This window comes from Xanthocytophaga agilis, assembly GCF_030068605.1.
Classification (GTDB): Bacteria; Bacteroidota; Bacteroidia; order Cytophagales; family 172606-1; genus Xanthocytophaga; species Xanthocytophaga agilis.
In genome coordinates, this window is the sequence record NZ_JASJOU010000006.1 from 58558 (window position 1) to 70584 (window position 12027).

Below are 12027 nucleotides of genomic sequence, written 5' to 3' on the forward strand. Positions count from 1 at the left end.
AATAATAATAAAGCCTCATACATAGTGTATGAGGCTTCTCTTTTTAAGAAAAAGAATATGATTACTCAACTATTGTAGTAAGTAGTCCTATAGGTGAAATACTTATCAGGATCTCATCCCCACTATGTAATGTAAACTCATTAGGGGGAACGATACCTGTACCTGTCATAAGATAACATCCTTGTGGAAAAGAACACTCCCGATAAAGATAGTCAACAAGTTCTGTATGCTGACGTTTCATTTGATCAAGAGTTATTTTACCATAGAAGACAGGATGATTATCCCGTTTGATCTCCATCTGGATTGCTGTATCTATAGGTAATGGCATTTGAGGTACATATAAACAAGGACCTAATCCTGCAGAGCCATCATATACTTTTGCCTGAGGAAGATACAGCGGATTTTCGCCTTCAATACTGCGGGAGCTCATATCATTCCCAATAGTATATCCTACAATTTTCCCATTTGCATTTATAAAAAGAGTTAGTTCCGGTTCCGGTACATTCCACACAGAGTCTTTTCGAATACGAACCTTTTCATTAGGGCCTGTAACCCGATAAGGTGTTGCTTTAAAAAATATTTCCGGGCGATCTGCCTCATATACTTTATCATAAAAAGTACCTCCTCCTGAATCTTTGGATTCTTCCATCCGAGCTACTTTGCTACGAACGTAGGTAACACCAGCTGCCCATACTTCTTGTGTACCAATAGGTGGTAAAATGGTATGTTGATTAAGAATATCAGAAACCCCTACAGGATATTTATTTTGTATGGTTAATTGTAGAAACTCATACAATTCATCCCTGTTTACCAGAGTATCCCAGTCATGATAAGGTGAATCATATATTATTCCTTCATTTTCAATAAAAATGGCAGTAGTAGTGCGGTAAATCTTCATAAGTAGAGATAGTTTACTTGCAAAAGATACTACTTTAAAAATGCTCGAGAAAGAATATTATAAAATTTTGATATTTTACTTAACAGAAAGATGATGATAATTATAAAAGCGAATGGTGATTAACTTTTGAGAAAGTCATTTAAATTAATCTTTCTGGAAATTGCCAGATAGTTTCCGATTGCAAAAATTTCATAATCATAATTATAAGTAGACATAGGATATAATCCATCGCGCATAATTCGGAACAAAGTATAATTATCATTTAATAAATTGAAGAAATCTTCAAAGTATGTTCGAGAATCGATATTCCTGCTTCCAAATTCAAACTGAATAAAATCAATTTGCTGTGATGCTAAAAGCTCTTTACCTCCTTTAAGTACTGCTAGTTCATTTCCTTCAACATCTATTTTCATAAGATGGATATGAGAGATTGCTTCAGAAGAACAAAATTCATTTAAACATTTAATCTCAATTTGTGTTTGTCCATCATACCTATTAACTATGTCATCCCTTTTAGAATACAAGGAATTTAAAGTACTGTCCTGTGAGCTAGTAAAGAATGTTAAAACTTCAGGGGAATCTCCTAATCCAAATGGATATAAAGAGATATATGGGTAGGAGGAAAGTCTTCGAGAAAGTTTCTGAAATGTTTCAGGTAAAGGTTCAAAAGATTTCAACTCCATTTTCTCTCCAAAATTCTGAATGAGGCTTTGTGCGTATTGTCCTTCATTTGCTCCAATATCAAAAATCAGGGGCTTACTGTGATACTTAGTAAAATACTTATGTAGTTTCTTAATTAACCATTCTTCCCCATTGTCATCTATAGAACGGTGTCGGAGATTAAAACCTTTGATGCTAATACTATATAACAAACCAAAAAAAGACTGAAATTGCTTCTTCCCATAGATAGGGTTTAGTATTAAATCAATAAGTGAAATAAGTATTTTCTTCATAATCTGATCATATACTTCTAGAATATAGGCTGTCTAAATGGGTTTTATAATATTGGAAAAGAAGATCCTAATTTTATAAAATACTACTATAAAAGTTTTTGCTATAACTTTCTTCTAATCTCCTTGTTGAAGAATGTATATCTGAACAGGTATTTGATTATCCAATTATTTTTTCCTAGTAAAAAAAGAATAGTTCTTAGATCTTAAATTTGAGTAAAGATTAAAGTTTCTTTTATTTTTTTCATCTTTTGCCATATAGATGGAAAATATTTATAGGCGATATTTCTTATATTATTTGCGAGATTGAAGGAACGCCTGTGAATAGCTTTATGAAATATATAGGCATCTGCTTTACGATTCAATTTTAATTCGCAAGGGTGGGAGATATAATCTAGTTCAAAAGAAGGTATATTATCTAATGGATGATTGAGATGTGTAGTATGTGTAGCGTCTGGTGAGAAACCTATATTAGAGACCAGATTTTGATTTGGTGTAATGCAAATTCCATTATTTTTCCAAATAATATAGGCCCATTGATAATCCCAGGTATCTACCTCATGATTATTTTTATTTTTTACTGTTTGTAATATTCTAAGCCAATAATCACGTTCTCTTTTGCTTTGGAATATCTCATAACTTTTATTGGCAGCAAATTCATCTAGATTTTCTATTTGTATATTATACCTTGACCACGCTCTACGCCAACTAGCCCATCCCCATTCATGAGGGTAAATTGAGAAATAATAAGAATGTACTCCCCTCCTTTTACCAAATTGAAAGCTAGTGCCAGAAATATGCATAACCTTTTCATTATCTTGGTATTTTTGCAGTAATTCTTCACAATATGGAAAAAAACTTTGCACGGGAACACAATCATCTTCCAGAATAATCCCTTGTTCAACATGTTCAAAGAACCAGGTTATTGCTGTTGCAGGACCAAAACCACATCCCAGGTTTTCTTCTTGAAATAATGTTTTAACATTACAATCCCAATTAATTCCGTCTAATACAATTTTTTTGACTAATTCACACTTTTCTTTTTCACCTTCTTTATTTAGTCTTGGGGCATCTGCTGCAATAAAAAGGTATTTGGGCTTGAGTTTTTGAATCTGTTCAAATACTTTTCTAGTTGTATCTGGACGATTAAAAATCAAAAACAAAACGGGTGTTGAAAACATAATAGTATTTAAACTTTACTTAAAACAGTTGCAAATTTTTCGTCAAGCCGATCTATACTATGTAATTGACGATATACTTCGAAATTAGCTATAGGAAAAGGCTCTTTTTTTATTTTATCATACAAAGTTTCTATTGCTTCAATACATTGATCAATATTGCCTGCCTCTACAGTCTCCCCTAATTGATACTTCTTTACATCCTCTCCTACACAAAATGTATCCTGAGCTAATACATATTTCTGAAATATAGCGGCTTTAGTGAGCCGATTGCTAGCACTTGTAAAGTTATCATATACTAGGAAAGGAACATCTAATGCTGTAAAAACTGCATTATACTGGCTTCCTTCATTTAGCTTATCTAAATAAATGAAGCAATTTTCTGGTAATTCATCAAAGAAAGATGTAATCTGTTGAAGCTCATTTCCGGGAAATTGAGAGGTTATAAATTGGCCGACAAAAACAAAAAAGAATTTTTCTTTTGACGCTTTTTGAGCAACTTGTAAAAGAGTCAATACGCCCTGATGCCTATGAAGCCCAATAGCGCCAATAATGATCCTTCCCTTTGCTTTTTCCTTTATTTGTTTAGCTATTTTTTCATTACTATCGGGTGGAGCATCATCTGCGATCTCTGGAAATAAAACTACATCCTTTGATATTCTGGTTTGTAACAACGTAACAATACCTTCATCATGAATAACAACGTTTTGGCAGTGATTCGCTGTAAGTGCAATATCTATATCTGAAGGTGATGGTTTTGTCTTTAATGTATGAGCTAATGTTCTTAAATATCTTGGATGAAAATATAGACCCGACCATGCATAAGGGAATACTATATCTAAGAAGAAAGGTATCAAATATCCTGACAAATAAGAGTCAAGCCATGCAAGAAAGACAAAAGAAACTTTTTGGTTATATTTCTTTTCTGCTTGCCCGATAGTTTTATGTAAATGCCTCCATCGATACAAGATAGAAGCTGGCTCATTAAATCTCTTTAAAGAGATAAATGTCTTATCTGGTAAACTATAATTGAAATTACGTATTTGGTCCTGAGTCCAATCTGGATGAACATCTGCTATCCACTTCTCTAATGTTTCTTCTACAGGTTTGAAACACCAAACAGTGTAGCCTTTGTTAATTAACACTTCAGAAAATATTCTAAGATACGCTGTGTGATGTCCTCCCGATAGCGGGTCAACCAATGCAATAATTTTCATTATTCTATTTTTCTAATTCTACAGACCAACGCTCAACATTAAATTCATAGATCTCCTGTAAGATTCCTTCAACATTATACTTTTGTTTCCATTGTGGATAATGTTGAGCAAACTTATTACAATCACTAACCCACCAGATATGATCACCTATTCGATTTTGCTCCGAATATTTCCAGTTTAATTTCTTTTGAGTAATTCTTTCACAAATTGTAATTCCTTCCAACATAGAGCAGTTGCTAAATCTTCCACCTCCAATATTATATACTTCACCAATACGTGGTGCTTTATAAAATTCGTAAAAAACATTTATCAGATCTGCACTATGGATATTGTCACGAACCTGCTTGCCTTTGTATCCATAAATAGTGTAAGGGGTTTCCGTTACAGTACACTTCATCAAGTAAGCTAAAAATCCATGTAATTGAGTACCAGAATGATTTGGGCCCGTAAGGCATCCTCCTCTAAAACATGCTGTATTCATACTGAAATATCTGCCATATTCCTGTACAAGTATATCTGCTGCTACTTTCGATGCGCCAAACAGACTGTGTAATGTCTGGTCAATACTCATATCTTCCCTAATACCTGTATGATAGGTGTGGCTAGGATTTATTTCCCAACGATGCTCCCTTTCTTCCAATGGCAAATGGTTAGGAGTATCACCGTAGACTTTATTGGTAGATGTAAATATGAAAACAGCATTAGGTGAAAACTGGCGGGTTGCCTCTAAAAGATTGAGTGTTCCATTTGCATTTACACCAAAATCTGTAAAAGGATCTTTTACTGCCCAGTCATGTGATGGTTGGGCTGCTGTATGAATAATCAACTTCAGATCATGTGAATATTTCCTGAAAATAGAGAAGATCTCATCTTTGTTTCGAATATCTACATTGTAATGCTTGTAATGTCCTTTAAGGTCTTGCTCCAGACGTTGGCGTTGCCATTCAGTTGAAGCCTCCTCCCCGAAGAACTCCTTACGCATGTTATTATCAATACCAATTACATCAAATCCTAAACCTGCAAAAAAACGAGTAGCTTCTGATCCAACTAAACCGGCAGAGCCAGTAATGCATACTATACTCATGTAAAAACAATTACTAAGTGATTAAAATATAATAAGTTACAATAATACTTTATTCTTGTTAAATAGGTTAATGGATGTAGTATAAAATTAAAGTTTGCAAAATCAGGTATTTAGGATAGGTTCGAGCATTCTTTCATTTTTCTGGATCCATTCTGTTATTTCATCTACAATTTGACTCACTGGAATAGTAGGAGACCATCCACATAATGTCTCAATTTGTGAATAATCAGAAATATAGACTTTTAGGTCAAGAGGGCGATTTTCTTTTATCTTATCTATAAGAGTAGCCTTTCCTGTACTTTTCTCACAAAGTGTAGTTAATTCTTGTAAAGAAATACTGTTTTTCAAACCACCACCTATATTAAAGGTCTTTCCTGCAAAAGTTTTAATGCTATGAATTTGTATATCTATTAGTTTAAACAGATCCGTTGGGTGTAATACATCTCGTACCTGTTTACCTTCTCCTCCATATCCTATATAATTTAATTTTTGTTGCCAATAGTGTCTTGCTACCCAAAGAACCATAAATCCTTGATCTACTTTTCCCATTTGTCCAGCACCTCCAATAACACCGCATCGATTAATAACTGTTGGAAGGTTGTTGACTGAAAAATATTCCTGAATAAGTAGTTCAGAAGCAAGTTTTGTAGCCCCATAAAATGAGCGGCTACCTGTAAGTGGAAAATCTTCTGATATACCTTTTTCAGAAACGCCAGGTAAAGTTTGGGCGGATTGCCAGGTAAAGCGTGTTGGAAGTTCTGAGGTTACAACACTTTCCAAACTGGCTATAGGATAAACCCGACTTGTAGATAGAAAGATAAATTTTGCTTGGAATTTTTTAGCCAACTCCAGACAATTCACGGTTCCAAACAGATTATTGTTAATTAGCTGGGTCATTGATGAGTTAAGCCCAGCTAATACCGATGGTTCTGCTGATGCATCTATCAAACAATCAAAAGGCTCAATGCCTTCTAAATCTTCAGGGTTACGGATATCCGCATGAACAAATGTAATAGCGTGTGCCTTTAATCGTGTTAGATTTAGTTCTGATCCCCTTCTTTTAAGATTATCCAAACAGGTAACCTTATAGTGTGGATATTTTTCTTTGAAGGAAATAGCTATATGAGAACCCACAAAGCCTGCCCCACCAGTAATGAGTATATGCATAAAAAAGCTATCTAAGACTTATTAAGAATATTAGTTGTTTTGAAGTAGTTCATTGTACAATTTAATATAAGCTCTTGACTGTACTGAACTATCATATTTTTTTACAGCCTCATCCCGGATTTGCTCACGATTAAAGATCTTCGGGTTATCCATAAAAATGTTTAGTTGTTTGGCCAGTGCATCTACACTTACATTATCACATAGGTAGCCGTTAACACCAGATTTAACCATGTCGGGAATTCCACCAATGGGAAATCCAATTACTGGGGTACCACACAATAGAGATTCTAAGACAGTATTGGGAAGATTATCTTCAATAGATGGTATAACAAAAATATCAGCAGCAGAATAAACCATACTCATTAAACGTTCATCCGAAAAACTTCCCAATTCAATAAAGCCATTATTGGTTGACTCAGTACTTTTGGCTCCTACAGCGCATAAAGTTACTTTGTCCTGTAACTTTAACGCTTTCAAGGCATCTGATAGGTACTGATATCCTTTTCGTTGATTATGTATATTATGGGAAACAAATAGTATTACAGGCTTATCTACAGGAAGCCCAAGTATATCTCTGGAATATGCTTTATCTCTGGGTTTAAATACTTTGCTGTTTAATCCATATGGAATATGCTCATGTCTGAAATCCTTAAATAAAGAACTCTTTTTTGATTCATTTAATAACCAGATTGATGGTGATACAATTGTAAAGTTTTTCATCCCCTCCAAAGATTTTTGCTTAACTTTTAATGTGTCAGCTGTATAGTTTGAGTTATCTGTACCTTTTAGCTGGGGACAATTTGTACAGCCTGATATATATCCATCACATCCTTCTGAATAGACACAGCCACCAGTGAATGGTGTCATATCATGTAGAGTCCAAACTATAGGTTTTAGCTTATTCGCAAAAAATGTGGTGTAATCTAAAAAGTTGTTAATCATACAATGTAGATTAACAATTTCAGCTTCTTTGTACAAAGGATGTTGCTCTATTCTATATTGTGAATGAGCAAAGTGGAAGGTTTCTGATCCATATTTTTTCTGACTAATGATTTTTGCCTCATAAGTCATCTTTTTATTAAAAATTGCTTCCTCATCTCTGCCTAATTCATACAGAACCTTTGTATAGATTTTTTTGCTTAATGGAATACTTTTCTTTTTTCTTCTCTGCTCATTTACATGAAATTCATAAAAACTATGTCCATGAGGAATTTCTTTATGTGGGTGTTCAAGCATAAGTAGCTCAGATGATACTCCATCCTCTAATAGTGCCTGATGTAATCGTATACAGGACTTAGCTGCCCCACCTGCTGAATTATTTGTGGTTGATGTTAATACTTTCATTCCTACGTGATATCTTCTTTGGGCTCTTTTAAATATGCTAACTGTACACAGAAGAGTAGCACTCTTTTATTAATCCTGTGAAAATATACAATATTGATTTAAAATCTATTCGCCAGATATTATGACGATTGATTATGCGCGTTTTCTGGTTGTTCAATACCTGGATTGACTTTTTTTATGATATTAAGAATTTGAGGTGCACAAGCAGATGTTATATATTTGTGAGCTACTTTCTTTTTAGCATTTTCTCCGAACGTATATCTTATAGATGGATTCTGCTTCAGATATATTATTTTTTGGGCCATACTTGAAATATTCAAATAAGGAACTACAAAGCCAGCATTCTCTTCTACTAATTCTGGCATTCCTCCTCCTCCTTCAAAACAAATGATAGGTTTACTCAATAACGCATTTTCTAAACACACCAGCGGAAAAGGATCTTCCCTTGAGAGCAAAGTAAATATATCAAAACAAGAAAAATAGGAGATAGGATCTTTTTGTGGTCCTATTAAACGAATAAACTTATTCACATTTGTTCTTTCTGCGTCCATATTTGCTACAAAATAATACTCACTATCAAAGTTACCACCTACCCAAATAAAATAAATATCCTTTGTAGAAATTTGTGAGTATACTTCTTTTACTAATTGTATGAGTAAATCGAATCCTTTTCTTAGATCCATAGTACCTGATAAGCCAACTATAAAGGCATCATCCGGTATATTTAAAGACTGTTTTATCTTGCTAGAATTAGAGGTAAGAGTTATATTATCAGGTACAAATTCATACACTATATCAACAACCTGTTCCTTTATTTTATGTTGCTCTACAAGATTCTTTTTTACGACATTAGCAACAGCTATATAATGGTTCGTGTATTCAAAAAGATAGTTGAAGTTTTCTGGATCATTATATTTTTGGGTAAAGTGAAATGCGTATTCTAGTTCATGAACATGAGTAATTACTCTGCAGTTTAAGAAGGATAAAAAATGTAAAAGCTTTCCACTTTCTATAGAATTTGCATAGATCAATCCAATATTATGTGCTTCTAACGCTTTTTTTAGATTTTTATAATAATTAGGCAACCCTATATACGTATTCCAATTGCCTATAACTTTTCCTTTAAGTCCATTGAGTGGAGTATACGGAAATGGATATAAGTAAGTGGGTGCAATTGCCTCGAATTCAGAACGTAATTCTCCATCCTTTTTCAATAGAATTACAAAATAGATATTTGTATTTTGTTTTAACCACTTTAAAAAATGAAGTAATACAATTGGTGCTCCTGTTCTGGAAGCTTCATGGCTTACAAATAATATGGAATTGAGCATTTTCTGATAATATAATCAATGATAAGCAAGAGAAGGTTTCTTTTTTAATAAGTGTTCTATTTGGGTTCTTGTTACTATTTGAGTAGTTCATAAATAAAATATTTATTAGGTAACTTAATACTTATCAATCATATATTCAATATTTTATTGCTTCTTAAGAAACCGTAATCCTCCAACTAATAATATTCTAGAAAGTTCTTGAATAAAAAAGGGACCTTTAGTTTGTATAGGTTCTGTATTATAATGATAATATTTTAAAAGCATCTTTACTGCATAAACTACTTTACCATTGATGATCGCTGTTTCTTTTTCCTGAACAAGATCTGGCTTTACGAGAGAAAATAAATGTTGTCTTGCCTTTTTTTTGCCTTTATCTAGGAATGGAATATAGTGTGACGGAAGATTTTTTTTTAAGAAATCGTATATGTTTATAAGTTTTTGTGTTTGTTCAATATATGTTAAAGTAGACCATACACCACCATTGTGGTATCTGTATACACCCATCGCCTCATTAAAAAATTTTATCTTACCAAATTGAGCAACATACAAACTTAATGTCCAGTCTCCTACCTTGGCATTAATAAGCCAATCCGGAAGCTTGGTAATGTTTTTTCTGGAAAAAACTATTGAGGGAGTAGAAATGTAATTTTCTAGGCAAAGATCTTTATAGGAAGATGTTTCCGATTGATCTTTGTTACTTTCATAATTTAAATGTTCTCTAGATTCATAATGGAGAACTACTTTGTGAAAACAGATACTATAGTCAGTATTTGCTTCCAGAAAGTTTATTTGTTTTTGTAATTTTTGAGAGCAGGTCCAATAATCATCTCCATCTAATAAAGCAATAAAATCCCCTGTACAACTACTCAATGTAGTTGTAAAATTTCGCATCATACCTAAATTATTGTCAGGTAATAATAGACGGATCTTATCAGGGTGTTTGTTTTTATAAATTTGGATTATTTCTCTAGTATTATCTGTAGAACAATCATCTCCAATAACCAACTCATAGTCAAATGTTGTTTCCTGCATTAATACACTTTCAATAGCCTGAGCTATGTATTTTGCATGATTATACGTAATCATGCAAATACTTACTTTTTTCATATTGGATTTAATTTCTTAATTTCCTTTGCTGGCATTCCGACAACCAGAGTATTTTCATCTACATCTTTTGTTACAACGGCTCCTGCTCCAACAATAACGTTTCTTCCTAGTTTTACTTTTGGTAAAATCACTGCTCCTGTACCTATATTGCAATAATCGCCAATTTGGCAATTACCAGATACATGAACTCCTGGAGATAGTTCACAAAACTCACCCATAATTGTATCATGTCCAATTGTACAATTTAAATTTATAAGACTACCTCTACCAATTGTAACATCATTAGTAATGACAGTTCCTGTCATTATGTTAACACACTCTCCTATCTTATTATTATAGTGTCCTATATTCGCAAAAGGAGAAATTATTGAAGTAGGTATCCCTCCCAACTCAATAAAACGTTTGTATAATGCGGCCCTACTAGAAGGGTTACCAATGCCTAGATTGAAGCCATTTCCATATTTTGTAAAATAATTTGATGCTTCTTCAAAAGTTTTTATGACAGGAAATTTATCGTATAGTATATCTGGTATATCTGTAGATACATTGTCAAAAAAAGCTAGATTGTCAGTTAAGTTAATCTGATAAGCAATTTCTAATACTTCTTTCGCAAATCCTTTTGCTCCTATTATTAACATAGTATTGTCTTTTTGATTAAAGATGTAATCTGATTTATTTCCTCCATTGTAATTTCTGTGTGAAAGGGTAAGCAAAGAACTTTTTTAGACAATTCCTCTGCTATAGGAGTAGCTTGATAAGTTAAGTAAGGCAAGTTGTTTAATGAAGGATAAAAGTATCTTCTTGGGAAAATATTTGCCTCATTTAAAGTTTTACGAACTTGGAGAAGGTCTTCTTCACTAGAAAAAATGACAGGAAAATATGCATAATTATAATCTGTATTGTTTCGAATAGTAAGAAGCTTTAGATTAACTTCTTGCAATGCATTGATATAATATTCATACATGTCTTTTCGACTTCTTAAGATATTGGCAAACTGTGGTAATACACATAACCCCATTGCTGCATGAAATTCAGAATTCTTGCCATTTATTCCTACACCCCAGAACGCTTCCTGCCCATTGTGTCCAAAATTACGCATATAGCTAATTTTGTCTGCCAACTCATCGCTATTTGTTACTATAGCACCACCTTCTACAGTGTGAAAGATTTTGGTTGCATGAAAACTCAAGGTTGATATATCTCCAAAATTTAATACAGATGTATTTTTATATTTTACACCAAATGCATGTGCTGCATCATAGATGACCTTGAGATTATTTCTTCTGGCTATTTCTTCAATGACTTCAACATCACATAGATTGCCATATACATGTGTTGCTAGGATGGCGGAGGTATCAGATGTAATAGCGTGTTCTATGAGATCTGGATTTAAACAAAGATAATCTGGTTCAATATCTACAAAAATAGGCTCACAGTTTTCCCAAACTAATGAAGAGGTCGTTGCTACATATGAAAAAGGTGTTGTAATAACTTTTCCTTTTAAATCCAGTGCTTTAATAGCTATTTGTAATGCAATTGTACCATTATTTACAAAGAACAAATGTTTTACTCCCAAATAGTCTTTTAATCTTTGTTCAAGCTCTATAACTAAAGGACCATGATTTGTAAGATGTACCCTTTCCCAAATACCTTTCAGGTACTCGATATACTCTTCCAGAGGAGGAAGATAAGCCTTTGTAACATTAATCATCTATAATAGCTCTTTTTGTAAATATTGTATTGTGAAAGGT

At 33.2% G+C, this 12027-nt stretch carries 11 protein-coding genes; all 11 read right to left on the minus strand.

Annotated features, from left to right (window positions below):
* Nucleotides 1–61: 61 nt before the first annotated feature.
* The 11 genes from QNI22_RS18325 to QNI22_RS18375 all read right to left on the minus strand — a co-directional run bounded on the left by QNI22_RS18325 (nt 62) and on the right by QNI22_RS18375 (nt 11987).
* A complete protein-coding gene (locus QNI22_RS18325; protein ID WP_314512833.1) occupies nt 62–898 on the minus strand; it encodes a fumarylacetoacetate hydrolase family protein in 837 nt (278 codons plus the stop codon).
* A 119-nt stretch (nt 899–1017) separates the two neighbouring features.
* Nucleotides 1018–1851 carry an FkbM family methyltransferase gene (locus QNI22_RS18330; protein WP_314512835.1) on the minus strand — a complete coding sequence of 278 codons (834 nt, stop codon included), beginning with the start codon at nt 1849–1851 and terminating at the stop codon, nt 1018–1020.
* Between the two features lie 203 nt (nt 1852–2054).
* The gene (locus QNI22_RS18335; RefSeq protein WP_314512836.1) at nt 2055–3029 is read right to left on the minus strand and encodes a nucleotide-diphospho-sugar transferase; all 975 of its coding nucleotides are present in this window, start codon (nt 3027–3029) and stop codon (nt 2055–2057) included.
* A gap of 8 nt (nt 3030–3037) precedes the next feature.
* On the minus strand, nt 3038–4243 hold the full coding sequence (locus QNI22_RS18340; protein ID WP_314512838.1) for a glycosyltransferase family protein: 1206 nt from the start codon (nt 4241–4243) through the stop codon (nt 3038–3040).
* 4 nt (nt 4244–4247) lie between these two features.
* Nucleotides 4248–5327, minus strand: coding sequence for an NAD-dependent epimerase/dehydratase family protein (locus tag QNI22_RS18345; protein ID WP_314512839.1), 1080 nt, complete (start codon nt 5325–5327; stop codon nt 4248–4250).
* Nucleotides 5328–5429: 102 nt separating this feature from the next.
* Nucleotides 5430–6494, minus strand: a complete 1065-nt coding sequence (locus QNI22_RS18350) for an NAD-dependent epimerase/dehydratase family protein (RefSeq protein WP_314512842.1) — start codon at nt 6492–6494, stop codon at nt 5430–5432.
* A gap of 30 nt (nt 6495–6524) precedes the next feature.
* Entirely contained in the window at nt 6525–7838 is a 1314-nt protein-coding gene (locus QNI22_RS18355) for a glycosyltransferase (protein WP_314512844.1), read from the minus strand.
* A gap of 119 nt (nt 7839–7957) precedes the next feature.
* Nucleotides 7958–9169 carry a glycosyltransferase family 4 protein gene (locus QNI22_RS18360; RefSeq protein WP_314512846.1) on the minus strand — a complete coding sequence of 404 codons (1212 nt, stop codon included), beginning with the start codon at nt 9167–9169 and terminating at the stop codon, nt 7958–7960.
* A gap of 144 nt (nt 9170–9313) precedes the next feature.
* Complete coding sequence (locus tag QNI22_RS18365; protein ID WP_314512847.1) at nt 9314–10276, minus strand: glycosyltransferase; 963 nt, start codon at nt 10274–10276, stop codon at nt 9314–9316.
* Complete coding sequence (locus tag QNI22_RS18370) at nt 10273–10914, minus strand: acetyltransferase (protein WP_314512848.1); 642 nt, start codon at nt 10912–10914, stop codon at nt 10273–10275. Before QNI22_RS18370 ends, QNI22_RS18365 begins: the two co-directional genes overlap by 4 nt.
* Nucleotides 10908–11987, minus strand: coding sequence for a DegT/DnrJ/EryC1/StrS family aminotransferase (locus QNI22_RS18375; RefSeq protein WP_314512850.1), 1080 nt, complete (start codon nt 11985–11987; stop codon nt 10908–10910). Before QNI22_RS18375 ends, QNI22_RS18370 begins: the two co-directional genes overlap by 7 nt.
* Between the last annotated feature and the right edge of the window lie 40 nt (nt 11988–12027).